Below are 16,568 nucleotides of genomic sequence, written 5' to 3'. Positions count from 1 at the left end.
ATCACTTTTTCTTACTTTGTTTTTTCACTTTTCATAGGCTTTATCTTACGTTCCCTATTTGGTTATTCATTTTAAAGCTGTAAAATACGACTTCTCTTGATTCCCCCGCTATTCATTTTATGCATAGCACAAATATTCTTGAGTCAAGTATCCAAAAATACAATTTTACTTCCAAAATATTGCCTTGTATAATTTGAATTGCTTAGTAAATCAATCTTTTTATACAATTGGAGGGAATCTATATGACTACAAAAATTACAGAAAAAATGTGCTTTAGTCCATCTTTTGACTATATTGATAACGGTATCGAACATGGCGTACTTAGCCCATTTGAAGCAAAAGAAATCATCTTAGAAAAAGGACAACAACTTGCTGAAGGTTTTAAACCATTGACGAATGATATTAAACTATTAAAAGATGTTCCAGTAAAATTACGCGACGGCGTCACGATTTACACGGATATCTATTTACCCGTGACGGAAGCCAAAGTTCCTGTTCTCATTGCTTGGAGTCCTTATGGAAAAAGCGCTGGAACAGCCCCTCGTTATAAAAATCTTTTCAATATGCTTGGTATGGGCAATCACTGGAACTCAGGCTTAACCAAATTTGAGGCTCCTGATCCCGATTATTGGTGTGCGCATGGCTATGCTGTTTGTAATCCTGACATGCGAGGTATCGCTCATAGTGAAGGCAACACAACGATGATTGGTTCTCAAGAAGCGCAGGATGGTTATGATTTAATCGAATGGTTAGCTTCTCAAGCTTGGTCCAATGGTAAAACAGCTCTTACAGGAACCTCTTATTTAGCCTTTTCACAGTGGTATATTGCGGCTGAAACACCTCCTCACTTAACGTGTATCAATCCTACTGAAGGACTTGCCGATGCTTACCGTGATCTTGCCTTTATTGGTGGCATCCCTGATGAAAATTTTATTGAACGCTTGCAAGTAAATCATGTCAGTGCAAAAAGTGCCAAACGGGAAGACTTACTAAAAGAAATGAGCGCCTATCCTTTGGCTGATACAGCAATTTGGCAAGACAAAGTTGCTGATCCAAGCAAAATTACAGTACCCGCCTTTGTTATCGCAAGCTACTCGAATACGCTACACACGATGGGGACCTTCCGTTCTTGGCGCACATTAGGTTCATCAGAAAAATGGCTTCGTATCCACGATCGCCAAGAATGGCCTTATTATTATGATGAAAAGAATACGGAAGAGTTACGCAGATTCTTTGATTACTATTTACTTGAAAAAGACAACGGTTGGACAAATACGCCAGCCGTTCGCTATTCTCTGATTGATTTTCAAGGAGGCAATCAAACAGACATAGCCTCTGAATCTTTCCCACCTTTAGCTAGTGAAAACAAACGTTATTACATGAATGGGCTATTCCGTACTTTACAAGAAAATCCTGAATCAAACGATTTCCCAGTAAAATATTCTTCAGAAAGTTTACCAGGGCGCACCTCCTTTCAAATGACCTTCGATAAGGACACAGATTTTGTTGGTTATCCAAAAGCGAAGCTCTTCATGGAAGTTGATGGTTATGAGGATATGGATGTTTTTGTTTGGATTCAAAAATTAGACAAATTCGGGAATGTTTTAAGTGAATTTGTCATTCCAAATCACGGCGCTGCACTCCAAGATTTTACCCAAGAAGGTGCCTCAGCTTTACGGTATAAAGGCGCTTGGGGACGTCTTCGAGCATCAATGCGTCATCTTGATAATAAGCTTACAACAGACGAAATCCCTGCGTATAGCTTTGACCGTGTTGAAAAACTATCACAAGGTGAAATTGTGGACCTTGATATCGTATTAAGTCCGCTCGGTCTATCATATAAAGCTGGTGAAACATTAAGAATGGTTGTAAGTAGCAAAGATGAACTCGGATCAGTGATGCCTGGCACACCAGGATGTACACCTGATAACAAAGGAACCCATATTCTCCATACTGGTGGCGAGTATGCTTCCTATCTGCAATTACCAACGATCAATAAACTATAAGAAAAACTTGTTAAATGAATGCGTGAACTTTATACTAAAGCTACTATTAACTATATTTAATTGAATGGAGCTACAATGAAATTAACGACCTTACATTATTTTGTTGCAGTTGCTACTGAGGGTAGTTTTACAAAAGCGTCTGAAAAATTGTATATTTCCCAACCAACTCTGAGTAGACGAATACAAGAATTAGAAACTGAATTAGGCGTAGAATTATTTATTCGCCATAATCATGGACTTACGCTATCAAGCGCTGGTGAACAGTTCTTGACAGAAGTTAGTGACGTTTTAAAACGTGTTGATCATTTAGCTCATCTGTTCGACCCGCAAATAAATTCTGATAAAACAACACAAATTTTAAAAATTGGATATTTACAGAATATCAATATGAGCAGAATGTATGAGCTATTTGAGCGTTTTAAAAGCAATCATCCTAATGTTCAATTTTTAATGAAGCAAGATACACCCATGAATTTAGCTGATGGGCTTTCTACTGATCAATATGATTTAGTCTTTAATTTATCAACTTATTTTCAAGCGAATCAAACTATTGAAAAAGCGGTATTCATGAAAAATCATTTACAAATTGCGGTCCCTTTTGATCATGTATTAAGTCATAAGCATGAGTTGGATTTTGCTGATTTAAGTCAAGAAACGTTCATCTTGCTTGAAAGACAACACTCCCCTGTTATTGTCGATTACGTGATTAGCCAAGGGATCAAAAATGGCTTTAATTTGAAAGTGGATTTTTATGTGAAAGATCTTGATGAGGGGCTTTCTATGGTTTCTCTTGGTAAAGGATTAGCCTTTTTATATTCGGGGATGGATGATGGAACATTAGAAGATCGATATCGTATTAAAATTATCGATTTAAAAGATGAGAGTAAAAAGCAAAATATTGTCGTTGCTTTTGATTCAAAGAACGAAAATTATCTCCTTCAAAAGTTATTTATGTTTGTACAGAATGATTTAATGGATTTTTAACTTAAACGATAAGAAAAATACTTTTTGATAAACTTAAACAAAGGACGTTAGTTATTTTTTTGTATTGTTCCTTGTTTAAGTTATTTTTTTCAAAAAAGTTTTGAATTCTGTTTTAAACTATGAATATTCAAACCTCATACATTTATCATTTGTAAATAGACAAAAATAAAACCCCTTGACAATCAAGGGGTTCATTGTTAAGGCTCTATACTTTTTGATGTTGGTGAACAATCACCGGCATCTTTTTTAATGCAAAATAATAGAAAAGACACCCTGATATCCTTTAGAATTAAGTCGTCTAAAACCAATCAAAAGGGGAAATCAAGATGTCCTATACAAATCTTATCAAAGAAACCTTAGATATTCTAGACTTAAACATTACTTTTAATGAAAATTCTTTAAAAAAAGAACGCATTAAAGGACGGATCTGCCAGGAGTTTTCTGGTACGTTGGACTATTTAGCGCACTCCTATCCTCATTGTGGTGCCCATGAAGACGGATCGATTATTCGTTGGAGCTTTACAACCTGTCTGATTTTACTGAATGATGTTTCTGAATACCAAACATACTTACGCTTGAAGAAACGTCGTTTCTTCTGCCATTCTTGTGATAGAACTTTTGTCGCTGAAACAAGTCTTATCGAAAAGTGTTGCTCGATCTCTAAGAAAGTTAAGCTTTCGATTGCCGAGCGTCTACGAAACACTTCGTCTATGACCGAAATTGCCCGTCAAAAGAAGGTCTCTGTTTCCTCTGTTTATCGCGTATTGAAACAGTTTTACGAACCCCTAAAAATCAATCGACTCATCTTGCCAGAAGTTCTTTGTTTTGATGAATTTAAATCAGTGAAACAAGTCGCTGCCTCTATGAGTTTCATTATGATGGATGGACAAACAACGCAATTACTCGATGTCGTTGAAAACCGCCAGTTGCCTTTTTTAGAACGCTATTTCTCACGATTTTCTTTATCTGTTCGTGAAGGTGTAAAATACATTGTTTGCGATATGTATGCGCCTTATTTTTCTTTAATTAAGAAACTATTTCCCAAGTCTCAGATTGTTCTTGATCGCTTTCATATTGTGCAACACATTGGGCGAACGTTCTTAAAACACCGCATTCAACGAATGAATACCTTTCTCCATCAAGGATCTGTAGAAGCAAAAAAATACCGTCACTTGAAGAAATACTGGAAACTACTTCAAAAGAATCAATCGAAGCTCCATTTTGAAAAACGCCAATGGCGTCCTTCCTTCCGTGCTTATTTAACAGAAACCGAACTCGTGGATCGATTACTTGCCTATGATGAAGAATTAAAAGCTGGCTATACCTGTTATCAGGATTTTCTCTATGCCATACAAACAAGAGATTACACACGGTTTCACGTGTTATTAGAACAAGATTATTCTAGGCTTCCAGCTTATTATCAAACAACAATTACTACCTTTAAAAAAGTTCAAACGGGCATTAAAAATGCGTTGGATTTGCCTTATTCCAACGGACCGTTAGAATGCTTGAATAACCATATCAAAGTATTAAAGAGAAATGCCTACGGCTTCCGTAACTTCTATAATTTTAAATTGAGAATTACTTTATGCTTTGGGTCTGTTCTTTTTCAACCAAATAGAAAAACCTAGAGGCATTTCCCTCTAGGCTTCATCATTGATTTAATTCTTTGGATTTTCTTCACCAACATTAGTTGACAAAGAGCCATTGTTAATTAATAACAAGTTTTTAACGACGGATTTCTTTAATACGAGCTGCTTTACCGTGTAATGCACGTAAGTAATAAAGTTTCGCACGACGAACTTTACCATAACGAACTACTTCGATTTGCGCAACGCGTGGTGTGTGTAATGGGAATGTACGTTCCACACCAACACCGTTAGAAATTTTACGTACTGTATAAGTTTCGCTGATACCAGCGCCGCGGCGTCCGATAACAACTCCTTCAAATAATTGGATACGTTCGCGTGTTCCTTCGACTACTTTCGCATGAACGCGAACAGTGTCTCCAGGACGAAATGCAGGGATATCCGTACGTAATTGATCTTGTGTTAATTCTTGAATTAATGGATTCATTCTTTTTTCTCCTCATTCCAAACATTCTTATGGACACTGCCACAGCGGAATATCGTAATAGTTGAGCGCTTTGCACTCACTGAAATAGTTTAACATAGGTATTCAATGCTGTAAAGGAATTTTCTTTAAAGATCCCTTATTTTCTATTCATTGACAGACTTTTCCTCTTCAATGATTTCAGCAAGGAATTTTTTCATTTCATCATCAAGTTCAAGTATCTCCAACATATCTGGACGTCTTAAATAGGTTCTACGTAAGGATTCTTTCAATTGCCATTCAGCAATCAATTTATGATTGCCATTCGTTAAGACTTCTGGGACATTCATTCCATTAAATTCGGCTGGACGTGTATATTGCGGATGTTCCAATAATCCTGTTGAATGAGAATCTGTTTGAGCAGACAATTTATTCCCTAAAACATCAGGAAGAAGACGGACCGTTGCATCGATCATGACCATTGCTCCTAATTCTCCGCCAGTCAAGACATAATCGCCTAAAGAAACTTCATCTGTCACAAAAGAACGAATACGCTCATCATAGCCCTCATAATGACCGCAAATAAAGACTAGATGCTCTTCTTCGGAAAATTCTTCCGCCATGCTTTGGTCAAATCGCTTTCCTGCCGGATCCAACAAAATCACACGTTTTTTAGTTTTCGGCGATGCTTCTTCAATCCTTCTTAAGTTATCATAAATCGGCTGAACTTTTAAGAGCATTCCTGCTCCACCACCATAAGGATAATCATCGACCGACTGGTGCTTATTATCCGAATGATCACGGAAATTAGAAACATTGATTTCTAGCAAATTTTTCTCCACAGCTTTTCCAATGATCGATTCTCCCATCGGGCCTTCAAACATTCTTGGAAAAAGCGTCAATACATCAATTCTCATCGTCGATCAAACCTTCTGGAATCTCTACACGAACGATCCCTTTTTCTAAATCAATCGACTGAACAACCGATTCAATATAAGGAATCAAGACATCTTTTTTCTTTGGTCTTTGAACAACCCAGACATCATTTGCACCTGGTGAAAGAATTTCTTTGATTTTACCAAGTTCTTCGTCATTTTCGTCGATGACAGTCAACCCGATTATTTCGTGATAATAAAATTCATCACCTGGTAAATCTTTTAACTCGTCTTTTGACACTCTTAAAATCCCATCTCGATATTTTTCAACATCATTGATTGAAAAATGATCTTCAAATGTGACAATATCAAAATTTTTATGTTTTCGATGTGTTTTGATCGTTACTTCGATTGGCGCTTTTTTTTCTTGAAATAATGTCAAAACTGATCCTTTTTTATAGCGTAGTTCTGGAAAATCCGTTTGAGAAATTATTCGTACTTCCCCTTTTAAGCCTTGAGTATTGACGATTTTTCCAACATTTAAATATTCAGTCACTTAAAACCCTCATTTCAAAATTTTAGTCTTTATCATTCTACCATTTCTGTAGACCGAATTCTATTATATATACGTAAAAGAAAGCCATTCAACGAAGAATCGCTTTCCTTTTTTGTTTTAACTATTTACACCTGTCAACGTTCCATAAATCAAGAATAGGTTCAATGCTGTCAATACAATCGCAATGATCCAAGCCAAAACTTTCACCCACATTGGATTAGCAAATCGACCCATAATTTTTTTATTGCTTGTGTACATGGTCAAAGGAATGATTGAAATTGGTAGCGCAATACTTAAAAATACTTGTGTATATAACAATAGATCTTCTACCGCTGATTCTCTACCACCATAAAGGATCACACAAATAATTACTGGTACAATGGCAATCAAACGTGTCACAACCCTACGCATCCACAGCGGCATTTTCAGGTGAATAAACCCTTCCATAACAATTTGACCTGAAAGTGTTCCGGTTATTGTAGAATTCTGCCCCGATGCAAGCAATGCTATTGCAAATAGAATACTTAAAACTGGACTTGCAATATTCCCAACGATATCAGGGTTTTTCAAAGCGTCAAACAAATCGACAAATTTGCCAAGATCACTGTTCGTTCCATAAAACAAAGCGCCACCTAAAATCAGCAACAGACAATTAACGATAAAAGCAACAGTCAATTGAATATTCGAATCCCAAATCGTAAAACGAATGGCTTTCGCTTTTTCTTCATCATCATTACGATCAAATTTTCTTGCTTGAGCAATTGATGAATGCAAGTATAAATTATGAGGCATGACCGTTGCTCCAACGATTCCTAATGCCAAAAACAACATTGATTTGTCAGTTGCAATTTTCGTATCTGGAATAAATCCGCGCAACACTTCACCGATCGCTGGATCTGCAAGGGCGACTTCATATGCAAAAACAAAAAAGATCACAGCGATCAAACAACCAACGATCGCTTCTATTTTTCTAAAACCAAGTTTCATTAATAGTAATAACAATAAAACATCGAATGTTGTAATCAATACACCAATCAATAACGGGAAGCCAAATAATAATTGTAGTGCTACTGCACCACCAATCACCTCTGCAATATCCGTGGCCATGATGGCAAGTTCAGTTATGATCCATAAAACAAATCCTGTCTTTTTACTGGTATGTTCTCGTGTCGCTTGAGCCAAATCTCTTCCAGTCACAATTCCTAATTTAGCGGCCATACTTTGAAGCAGCATAGCAATCAAACTGGATAATAAAATGACACTCAACAATGCGTATTTGTATTCTGCACCACCAGCAATCGATGTAATCCAATTCCCAGGGTCCATATAACCAACTGCCACTAATGCACCGGGGCCACTATATGCCATCAATGTTCGCAAAAAACTTCCATTTTTCGGTACATCAACCGTATTATTTATTTCTTCTAAGCTGGGGCCATTGGCATAGTTTAATAATTTTTCTGCTTCATTCTTCTTTTCTTTCATGTTACTCCTTCTTCCAACTATAAATCATCAGGTTTATATTATTATATTTTTAGGTGCGCCATAATCTTTAAGACAATTATAATCCTCTCATTCTACCTTGTAAATAGAAAATGCTCAGTTATTTATTTATTTTAGGGCTAAAGTATGATGTTTTATGCGATAAATCTTTGTATAATGTTCCTAACAAGTTCCTTCTTACAACTTTGTTCGTGAACTTGCATAAATAATAATGGTAAAATAATGATAAGACTTTTATACTAGAGATAGTTATTAACAAGGAGATGATAGATATGAGCATCGCACTTTCAAGGAAAATTATTAACGTTATTTCAATCGTAGGCATTATCGCAACAATTGCTGTGACGATTTATTTTGTACGATTAGGTGTTTTTAAAGATATTAATGCTTTGAGAGGATTAGTCGGTGACTCAGTGATCTTAGGACCCATTCTGTTTATGTTGATCCAGATCATTCAAGTCGTAATTCCAATCATTCCAGGTGGTATCAGTTGTGCTGCAGGCGTGCTAATATTTGGTCCTTTTGCAGGATTTATCTATAATTATGTTGGGATCGCACTTGGGTCTGTAATTATTTTCGTTTTGGGACGTCAATATGGAAAACCGTTTATCTTAAGTTTAGTCAGTGATAAGACGTACAATAAATATATCGGTTGGCTTGATAATGAGAAACGCTTTGAACGTCTCTTTGCATTAGCGATTTTTTTCCCAGTCGCACCAGATGATGCTCTTTGCTTAATGGCTGGCTTGACAAAAATGTCTCTAAAGAAATTTACATTGATTATTATTTTAGCTAAACCCGTTTCAATCTTCTTATATAGTTTAGCTTTGATTTATGGCGGTACATTTTTAAACGGTTTACTAGGCTTTTAGTGTCTAAAAATATATAATAGAACTTATAGTGGGATAGGATGCAACTGTATCCTGTCTTCTTTTACTTTAGTTTTATAGGAGTGGAGTAATAAATGCGCTATTTAAAGAGTAGTTTTAAAAATATGATTGATTTTTTTGCGGGTACATCGGCATATTTCCGCGATGTTTTATTGATGCATGGCTTTATGCTTTTTGTACTTCTCCCGCTTTTAGCAAATTCAACGCGTTTCATTTTAAGACAAGGGAAAATTGATTATTTATCTTATGATACCATTCCGATCATCTTCTCAAAACATCCTGGTGTTTTGATTGCGCTGATCCTTGTCCTCTTAGCGATCGTAGTTGCTGTCTTTTTTGAATTTACCTTTTTACTTTTGAGTATTTTTTTTATAAAGAAAAAGGAAGTAATTTCTTTAACAAATTTACTTAAAGGAACATTTCTTCAACTTAAAAAAATTCGGTTTAGTACGATTCTTTTTTTCCTGTTCTATTTTTTCTTTGTTTTGCCACTTAGTGGTTTAGGTTTTAATTCAGATCTATTGGCAAAAATAAAAGTTCCAGCTTTTATTATGGACTTTATTTTCGCTAATCGTGTGACAATCATTGCCTTAGTGATTTTAGTCTATTTAGTATTCTTCTATTTATCTATTCGTTTGATTTTTGCATTACCTGAAATGATTTTAAGAGATGTTCCTTTCCGCCAAGCTGTTAAAGAAAGCTGGCGTTCAACTAAAAATCATTTTTTTAGAATTCTAGGGCAGTTTATTGTCATTGGTGGGAGTATCCTCTTAGTTTTCGTTATCAGTTATACAGTGATCCTAAGTGCCCAAGCAATTATTGAAACAGCTATTCCTAGTTATGCTTTGGTCAGTGCTGTAATTGCCATGACACTTTTACAATTTATTTTACTTCTTAATATTGTTTTTTCTACAGTAGGCGTTTTTTATATCACGATCGATTATATGGATGATGAAGGCTTTTTACCCGGATTGCCACAATGGTTTTTTGATCAGCCCAAAAAACCAAGAAAAGAATGGACGGCCTTTAAAATTGGATTATTTGCTTTTATCGCAGTAATCTTCGGCATTGGTGTTGGTACTTATAATACAAATTATTTAAGTAATCCATCTGTCACAGAACCTCTAACGATTTCTCACCGAGGTGTTGATGCATCAAATGGCGTTCAAAATACGTTGCCCGCTTTAGAAAAAACTAGTTTAGAACATCCTACTTATGTAGAAATGGATATACAAGAGACCAAAGACAAGCAGTTTGTTGTGATGCATGATTTTAATTTAAAAAAATTGACTGGTGTAAATAAAAGACCCAATCAGCTTACATTGGATGAATTGACCCAATTGACAGCAAAAGAAAATGGTATGGAAGCTAAAGTATGCTCTTTTGATGAATACCTTGCAAAAGCACGCGAATTAAATCAAAAATTATTGATTGAAATCAAAACAACACCGCAAGATAGTCCCGATTTAGTTAAGCGATTTACGGAAAAATATCGAAAGGTTATTTTAACTGAAAAACATATTCTTCATACTTTGACTTTTGATACAGCGACTCAGTTAAAAGAACAAGAACCGAAATTTTATGTTGGGTATATTCTCCCGTTTAATATTGTTGGACCGCCTGTTATGAATGTAGATTTTTTTACCATGGAATATACAACCTTGAATCGGAATTTTATCAATGCTGCACACAATGACGGAAAGAAAGTTTATGCTTGGACTGTGAATGATGAAGATACTATGACACGCATGATGTTTTATGGTGTAGATGGTATTGTTACAGATGAACTAAAATTACTCAATGAGACGATCCGAACAGATTTAGATGAGCTCACCTATTCAGATAAACTATTTCATTTCGTTATTGGGATTGGTTAAAATAACAAAAAAGAGTGTCATAAACAATAAAACGTTTATACACTCTTTTTTTATTATTTTGTGTTCATTCTTGTTTTACCTTCTTGGCACATATACAAAAGCGGGCAAATATCGCATTTGGGATTTCGTGCTAAACAGTGATAACGACCAAAGAAGATCATTGTATGATGGGTTTTCACCCATAATTCTTTCGGAATTTTTCTCATTAACGTTTGTTCAACTTCCATAACACTAGCATCAAGTTTACAGATTCTTAATCGTTTTGACACTCGTTCAACATGGGTATCAACAGCAATCGCCGGTTCGCCGAATGCATCACCCAACACAACATTAGCTGTTTTACGTCCCACGCCAGGTAAAGAAACTAGTTCTTCACGAGTTTCAGGAACTTCCCCAGCAAACTGCTCCAGCAATTGAGCGGCACAGGCTTTAATATTTTTTGCTTTATTTCGATACAACCCAATCGTTTTGATTTTTTGAATGATATCTTCAATAGGAGCTACTGCAAGAGCCTCAGGCGTTGGATAAGCTGCAAATAGCGCTGGTGTTGCTTTATTCACAGAAACATCCGTTGCTTGCGCACTTAAAATAACAGCGATCAATAATTGAAATGGACTTTTATGTGTCAACTCACATGCCGCTTCTGGAAACATATCATACATTGTTTCTATTGCTTCCATCGTTTTTTCTTTAGAAAGCATCTATCTACCTCCTACTCACTATCTTCTGGGTTAAGCCAATTGTGTAAGGTAACTTTGGGAATTGGCTCATTTTGGACACTTTGTTGTTCGATTTCTTTTTGGATCAATGCTTGTTTTCGACGTTTTTGATCTTCTGCAACTTGCTCTTTAGTGGTAATATTTTTACGCTCCCAAGCCAGTAAGATTCGATCAATATACTTCAAACTATACGCCTGATTTAATACAGCTTCTCTTAATGCTAGTCGAATAAGCTCAGGTTGATAATGGTCCGTCTCTAACCATTGTCCAATCATTTCCAGTTCGATCGGAGACAGTTGACGTCCAAACTCTTTTTCAAATCCTTGATATAGCTGTTTGATTGTTTCTTCCGATGTCACTTCTTTTTGTTTTTCTGTCTGTACTTGTTGTAAACGGTCAATTTTTTCAAAGATTGCGAGTAAATCATACGTATCCATCATTTGACCTTGCTCATTTTGTTTTGTTTCAATAATTAAAAACCCTCGTGAAACGAGTTGATTCAATAATTTATAAATAACATCGATCGGTTTTCCCATGATTTGACTGATTTCAGCTAAATCTGGAAACAAATCACCTTTTGCTTGGGAACGGAACAACTGTAGCCAAAATAGAAATTCTTCGTCTGTTAAACCAATTTTCTGGTAATTCTCGATAACCAAATTGGACACAGTCGTTTCACCGGCTTTTAGGTATTCATTAATTGATAGCATAACTGTTCCCTCATTTCCGCTAAATAAAAAAATTACGCATTGATTTTGTATACATCATAATAAATCGATTTCATATAATCGATTAAATATTGCGGATTCACAGCTTCTCCTGTGGCATCTAAAATCAATTGATTTGGTTTTCTTGATGCCCCGTATTGATGGATGTGATCAGTCAGCCAATTTTTGATTACAGAATAATCATCACTAGCTAAAACAGTATCCACATCTATCTCTTTGCCCATAGCATGACGTAATTGAGCGGCATACATGTATCCCAGCGCATATGATGGGAAATAACCAAAGCTACCACCAGACCAGTGAACATCCTGTACGATTCCTTCTAAATCATTTTCTGGGCGTATGCCTAAATATTCTTCGTATTTATCATTCCAGATTTGTGGTAGATCCTCCACCGAAATATCCTCATTAAAAATCATTTTTTCAATTTCATAACGAATAATGATATGAAGTGGATAAGTTAAACTATCAGCTTCAATTCGCACCAAACTCGCTTTTGTTTCTTTTAATGAATCATAAAAAGTATCAAACTCAATATCGTCAAAGGTCCCTTCTGTGCATTCTTTAAAAAAGGGGAATTGTTTTTTCCAAAACTGTTTATTACTACCAATAATAATTTCATTAAATAACGATTGAGACTCATGGATTCCCATAGAAGCACCTGTTGAAAGCGGCGTATAATCATATTTTGGATCGATACTTTGTTCATAGATCCCATGACCTGCTTCATGAATAACACCAAAAGTTGCCATCGAAAAATTCGTTTCATCCCAACGTGTTGTGATCCGCGCATCATTGCGATTTAAATCCAACATAAACGGATGAACCGTATCATCTAAACGACCACGAGAAAAGTCATAGCCTAGTTGCTCTGCAACGCCTTTTACAAAGGTTTGTTGTTGCTCTTTCGTTACGTGCCTAGATAAAAAATCAGTACGTGGAACTGTACCTTTTTCAGCAATTTCCGCTCTGATTTCCATGATTCCTTTCTTTACTTGATCGAAAATCTGATCTAGTCTTTCAACAGTCAAGCCAGGTTCATATTGGTTTAATAAAACATCGTAATTTGTTGCTTCCTCTTTTTTCCAATAAGGGATAAACTCTTTTAAAAAATTGATGATTATTTGGATTTCATCTTTCATTTCAGAAAAATCTTTTGCTTTTCTAGCTTGTAACCAAGCAGTGTGAGCATTAGTTAAAGCTGTATTGTATGCTTGCATCCGTTCAACAGGAATACTATGATTTAGGTCATATTCTTCTTTGACTTTCTTATAGACAGCCATCCCCACTTCAGATAATTCGTCAGAATGAGTGTCATAATAAGCTAACGCTTCTTGGACTTTAGGTCCTACACTACGTTCAAAAGCCATTCCCGATAAATAACCGACCGCTTCACCGCGAAAAGCACTACTGGCTTCAGGCATTCCAGTTTGACTGTCCCATTCTAATAGTCCCAAAGCTGCATTCAACAACTCGATTTCTTTGATTTCTTGTAAAAATTCTGGTTCTTTCATATTGCTCCCCCTACTTTTCTCTTGGTTTTCTTGGTGGTCTTTCTCCCCAATATTGGAACAAATCTGTGCGTAAGGCACCATTATATAATTTTCTCTTCTTCGTAGCTCTTGCCCCATAATATTGCTCAAAGGTTAAATCGCTCGTTAAAATATACTTGCTCCAGGTTTTAAGTGGACGGAACACTTCGCCCATTTCTTTGTATAATTTGCGGACTGACTCTTCTTCACCCAAACGTTCACCATAAGGCGGATTCGCAACCATTACACCGTATTCTTTTTCTGTCGTAAAATCTTGTAACGCTAATTGTTTGAAGGTAATTGAATCACCCAAACCAATTTCTTCCGCATTTGCTTTAGCGATTTCAATCATTTTTCCATTGATATCTGAACCCATAATATCCAGTTTGATATCATAATCTGCCTTCTCATCTGCTTCTTTACGAACTTTTTCAAAAATAGCTGAATCAACCCAATCCCATGTTTCACAAACAAATTCACGATTAAATCCTGGTGCAATATTATGCCCGATCAACGCTGCTTCAATACAAATCGTCCCAGAACCACAAACTGGATCATAAAATGGACGGTCCTTGCGCCAATTCGTTAATGTCACTAAAGCTGCCGCCATATTTTCTTTTAAAGGCGCACCACCTTTTTCAATACGATAACCTCGTTTAAATAAGCTTGGACCTGTCGTATCAATCGTTACAGTCACATGATCTTTTAAAAGAGCAACTTCTAATTGGAAAAACGCTCCTGTCTCAGCTAAAGGTACGGTCGCAGGACGATGATAAACTTCTCTTAAACGATTGACGATCGCTTTTTTGGTGATCGATTGACAATCTGGTGTGCTATATAATTTGGATTTAATTGATTTTCCAGCAACAGGAAATTCTGCATCCATCGGCAAATAATCTTCCCAAGGTAATGCTTTAACTTTTTCAAATAGTTCATCAAAGCTAAATGCATCGAATTCACCAACAATAATCTTGACACGATCGGCTGTTCTCAACCATAAGTTAGCGGTAGCAATCGTCTCCATTGTCCCTTCAAACAAAGCCTTGCCATTTTCTACTTCACAAGGAATACCCAAATCTCGTAATTCTTTTCCTACTAATGCTTCTAAACCACTCGCTGCTGTTGCAACAAGTTTAAATGTTTTTTCTTTTGTCATAATATCTCCTCTTGCTTTTAATAGTCTTATATTTGATTTGTTTGACTATATAAAATACTCTAATGTATCTCTTACTTTAAAAAAAGCCTTCACAACAAAGTTGGAAGGTCATCCTGAATACTTGTAATTTTCTGTAAGCCATGTTCTGTATCGACTGCCTCTCAGGGAAAGACACTCGACGGTCATCATCTATCTGCAGAAATCAATCTGCCTCTTCTACTCGTTCATTTCCTTTAGAAGAGCGCCCCTACCATTGTTTGGGTTGCTCGCTCGAGGGGTTTACCGCGTTCCACCAATTCCGTTTCCAAAATTGCTTCGTCACTGTGGCACTTTCAAGGGTACTTTGACATAGCCTAAGCCTTAGTCATTTTTCCTGCCGTTACTCTAAAAAGTAAAAATAGCTATTTTTTCAAACGAGCTGCCTTTACCATTTCAAGTACCTTAGCTTATGTTTTCGCTAAGCACGAACACTACAGACATCTCAGTCTGTGCGAGCATGGACTTTCCTCAGCTTGAATAAATTCAAACCGCGATCACCCGAAAATTACAAAATCTTTCTTTAAATGAATTAAAATTGACGTGTTTCTGAGTTGTCTATTTCTCGGTCGTATGAACTGTGTAGATTGCTTTCGTATGGATTAGAGTGACTCATACCAGAAATAGGATTCGAAGCTGGTGTATCATCTAATTTTTTCCCGAATACTTCACGCTCTAGATTAGACAAACGTTTTAGAATATCAAAGTTTGTGACCGCCGCACTCTTAGGCATTTCTTGTGCACTACGAGTAGGCATAGCTTGTTGTACTTTAGAAGCTTGATCAAGTTTAGCTAATAGACGATTATTTTCTTCTTGTAAGGTTAAAAGTTCTTTGTTGTACGCTTCATAATCTTTGATTACGTTATCTAAAAATTCATCAACTTCAACCGGATCATAGCCACGCATTTTTGTTTTAAATTCTTTTTGTAAAATATCTTTTGGACTGTATACTAAATTTGCCATACTTACACCTCATTATTTTCTTTGATTAGGATAAAAGTTCATAGTTCAACAGCATTATTGTATAGGAAAATCGTCAGAAAATCAAACAGATTCTCACTATTCCATTGAGTTTTGTAAATCATCCATTGTGATTAAGCGTATTTCATACGGAAATTTCTCAGAAAAAAGTTCAGCATCCTTAAGGAAATACTCAGTTTTACCAGGGTATTCTTTATCATAAACCAACAAACTGGCACCAGAATGCTCTAATAAAAATCGCGTATGCATTTTTAATTGCGCTGGTGATTTATATGGCTGGTGACTCACTGAATCGACATAATCAGCTAATAGTTCAATTTTTTCTAAATTCCCTCGATTTTTTTCATTCCAATTACTACCAAATTCTTTAAACGGATAAATCAGACCTAATTTTAATTCTGGGTAATCATTTTTTAATTCAGCCACGACTTCTGCTGCCCAAATCTCCGTTCCAAGATTGCCAGAAACTAAAATCCACTCTAATCCAGTGTCTAAATACCCTATAATTTCCTTTTTTAATACTTTTTTAATAACTGTAATTTTAGGATCATTGTCTTGAAAAGCCCCGATTTCAAAGCTTTTATAACCAGTCACATAAAGAGTTTTTACGTTTTCCATAGACATTCCTTTTCTTTCATAAAGATTTTTTGTTATAATGTTGGCTAGGAGTGT

General features: G+C 35.9%; 15 protein-coding genes and 1 other RNA gene. 5 read left to right on the top strand and 11 right to left on the bottom strand.

Annotated features, from left to right (window positions below; translation table 11 throughout):
- The first annotated feature begins 242 nt into the window (after window positions 1-242).
- From AC4BC4_RS07160 to AC4BC4_RS07150, 3 genes are all read left to right on the top strand, one after another.
- Window positions 243-2,006, top strand: a complete 1,764-nt coding sequence (locus AC4BC4_RS07160) for a CocE/NonD family hydrolase (RefSeq protein WP_490477238.1) — start codon at window positions 243-245, stop codon at window positions 2,004-2,006.
- 75 nt (window positions 2,007-2,081) lie between these two features.
- The gene (locus AC4BC4_RS07155) at window positions 2,082-2,990 is read left to right on the top strand and encodes a LysR family transcriptional regulator (protein WP_490477237.1); all 909 of its coding nucleotides are present in this window, start codon (window positions 2,082-2,084) and stop codon (window positions 2,988-2,990) included.
- Between the two features lie 326 nt (window positions 2,991-3,316).
- Window positions 3,317-4,621: an ISL3 family transposase gene (locus AC4BC4_RS07150; RefSeq protein WP_490477236.1), complete on the top strand. Its 1,305-nt coding sequence runs from the start codon at window positions 3,317-3,319 to the stop codon at window positions 4,619-4,621.
- Between the two features lie 97 nt (window positions 4,622-4,718).
- On the opposite strand, the gene rplS is transcribed toward AC4BC4_RS07150, so the two are convergent.
- The 4 genes from rplS to AC4BC4_RS07130 all read right to left on the bottom strand — a co-directional run bounded on the left by rplS (window position 4,719) and on the right by AC4BC4_RS07130 (window position 7,958).
- Window positions 4,719-5,066: a 50S ribosomal protein L19 gene (gene rplS / locus AC4BC4_RS07145; RefSeq protein ID WP_069644564.1), complete on the bottom strand. Its 348-nt coding sequence runs from the start codon at window positions 5,064-5,066 to the stop codon at window positions 4,719-4,721.
- A gap of 143 nt (window positions 5,067-5,209) precedes the next feature.
- On the bottom strand, window positions 5,210-5,959 hold the full coding sequence (gene trmD, locus AC4BC4_RS07140; protein ID WP_490477235.1) for a tRNA (guanosine(37)-N1)-methyltransferase TrmD: 750 nt from the start codon (window positions 5,957-5,959) through the stop codon (window positions 5,210-5,212).
- Window positions 5,949-6,473, bottom strand: coding sequence for a ribosome maturation factor RimM (rimM, locus tag AC4BC4_RS07135; RefSeq protein ID WP_490477234.1), 525 nt, complete (start codon window positions 6,471-6,473; stop codon window positions 5,949-5,951). The genes trmD and rimM overlap by 11 nt, the downstream gene beginning before the upstream one ends.
- A gap of 117 nt (window positions 6,474-6,590) precedes the next feature.
- Window positions 6,591-7,958 carry an Nramp family divalent metal transporter gene (locus AC4BC4_RS07130; RefSeq protein ID WP_438756158.1) on the bottom strand — a complete coding sequence of 456 codons (1,368 nt, stop codon included), beginning with the start codon at window positions 7,956-7,958 and terminating at the stop codon, window positions 6,591-6,593.
- 290 nt (window positions 7,959-8,248) lie between these two features.
- Between AC4BC4_RS07130 and AC4BC4_RS07125 the strand changes: the two genes are divergently transcribed.
- Entirely contained in the window at window positions 8,249-8,848 is a 600-nt protein-coding gene (locus AC4BC4_RS07125) for a TVP38/TMEM64 family protein (protein ID WP_438756159.1), read from the top strand.
- A gap of 92 nt (window positions 8,849-8,940) precedes the next feature.
- Window positions 8,941-10,743 (top strand): glycerophosphoryl diester phosphodiesterase membrane domain-containing protein, encoded by a 1,803-nt coding sequence (locus tag AC4BC4_RS07120; protein ID WP_490477233.1) that lies wholly within the window; start codon window positions 8,941-8,943, stop codon window positions 10,741-10,743.
- A gap of 53 nt (window positions 10,744-10,796) precedes the next feature.
- Here AC4BC4_RS07120 and nth read toward each other — a convergent pair whose 3' ends face one another.
- The 7 genes from nth to AC4BC4_RS07085 form a co-directional block, all read right to left on the bottom strand.
- Window positions 10,797-11,444 (bottom strand): endonuclease III, encoded by a 648-nt coding sequence (gene nth, locus AC4BC4_RS07115; protein ID WP_490477232.1) that lies wholly within the window; start codon window positions 11,442-11,444, stop codon window positions 10,797-10,799.
- A gap of 11 nt (window positions 11,445-11,455) precedes the next feature.
- Window positions 11,456-12,172, bottom strand: a complete 717-nt coding sequence (locus AC4BC4_RS07110; protein ID WP_438756163.1) for a DnaD domain protein — start codon at window positions 12,170-12,172, stop codon at window positions 11,456-11,458.
- A gap of 32 nt (window positions 12,173-12,204) precedes the next feature.
- Window positions 12,205-13,704, bottom strand: coding sequence for a carboxypeptidase M32 (locus AC4BC4_RS07105; protein WP_438756164.1), 1,500 nt, complete (start codon window positions 13,702-13,704; stop codon window positions 12,205-12,207).
- Between the two features lie 10 nt (window positions 13,705-13,714).
- Entirely contained in the window at window positions 13,715-14,878 is a 1,164-nt protein-coding gene (locus AC4BC4_RS07100; protein ID WP_438756165.1) for a THUMP domain-containing class I SAM-dependent RNA methyltransferase, read from the bottom strand.
- Between the two features lie 129 nt (window positions 14,879-15,007).
- Window positions 15,008-15,423: RNase P RNA component class B (gene rnpB, locus AC4BC4_RS07095), an RNA gene on the bottom strand.
- Window positions 15,424-15,446: 23 nt separating this feature from the next.
- Window positions 15,447-15,878 carry a cell division regulator GpsB gene (gene gpsB, locus AC4BC4_RS07090; RefSeq protein WP_490477231.1) on the bottom strand — a complete coding sequence of 144 codons (432 nt, stop codon included), beginning with the start codon at window positions 15,876-15,878 and terminating at the stop codon, window positions 15,447-15,449.
- Between the two features lie 96 nt (window positions 15,879-15,974).
- A complete protein-coding gene (locus tag AC4BC4_RS07085) occupies window positions 15,975-16,514 on the bottom strand; it encodes an SLOG family protein (protein ID WP_438756167.1) in 540 nt (179 codons plus the stop codon).
- Window positions 16,515-16,568: the final 54 nt, after the last annotated feature.

The organism is Enterococcus sp. AMC1086, from assembly GCF_058216575.1.
This window is presented reverse-complemented; position numbering and strand designations above follow the sequence as displayed.

What these genes read in the sequence shown, in the direction of transcription:
- AC4BC4_RS07160 (WP_490477238.1), top strand. Translation starts at nt 243, where the DNA reads ATGACTACAAAAATTACAGAAAAAATGTGCTTTAGTCCATCTTTTGAC.
- AC4BC4_RS07155 (WP_490477237.1), top strand. Translation starts at nt 2,082, where the DNA reads ATGAAATTAACGACCTTACATTATTTTGTTGCAGTTGCTACTGAGGGT.
- AC4BC4_RS07150 (WP_490477236.1), top strand. Translation starts at nt 3,317, where the DNA reads ATGTCCTATACAAATCTTATCAAAGAAACCTTAGATATTCTAGACTTA.
- rplS (WP_069644564.1), bottom strand. Translation starts at nt 5,066, where the DNA reads ATGAATCCATTAATTCAAGAATTAACACAAGATCAATTACGTACGGAT.
- trmD (WP_490477235.1), bottom strand. Translation starts at nt 5,959, where the DNA reads ATGAGAATTGATGTATTGACGCTTTTTCCAAGAATGTTTGAAGGCCCG.
- AC4BC4_RS07130 (WP_438756158.1), bottom strand. Translation starts at nt 7,958, where the DNA reads ATGAAAGAAAAGAAGAATGAAGCAGAAAAATTATTAAACTATGCCAAT.
- AC4BC4_RS07125 (WP_438756159.1), top strand. Translation starts at nt 8,249, where the DNA reads ATGAGCATCGCACTTTCAAGGAAAATTATTAACGTTATTTCAATCGTA.
- AC4BC4_RS07120 (WP_490477233.1), top strand. Translation starts at nt 8,941, where the DNA reads ATGCGCTATTTAAAGAGTAGTTTTAAAAATATGATTGATTTTTTTGCG.
- nth (WP_490477232.1), bottom strand. Translation starts at nt 11,444, where the DNA reads ATGCTTTCTAAAGAAAAAACGATGGAAGCAATAGAAACAATGTATGAT.
- AC4BC4_RS07110 (WP_438756163.1), bottom strand. Translation starts at nt 12,172, where the DNA reads ATGCTATCAATTAATGAATACCTAAAAGCCGGTGAAACGACTGTGTCC.
- AC4BC4_RS07105 (WP_438756164.1), bottom strand. Translation starts at nt 13,704, where the DNA reads ATGAAAGAACCAGAATTTTTACAAGAAATCAAAGAAATCGAGTTGTTG.
- AC4BC4_RS07100 (WP_438756165.1), bottom strand. Translation starts at nt 14,878, where the DNA reads ATGACAAAAGAAAAAACATTTAAACTTGTTGCAACAGCAGCGAGTGGT.
- gpsB (WP_490477231.1), bottom strand. Translation starts at nt 15,878, where the DNA reads ATGGCAAATTTAGTATACAGTCCAAAAGATATTTTACAAAAAGAATTT.
- AC4BC4_RS07085 (WP_438756167.1), bottom strand. Translation starts at nt 16,514, where the DNA reads ATGGAAAACGTAAAAACTCTTTATGTGACTGGTTATAAAAGCTTTGAA.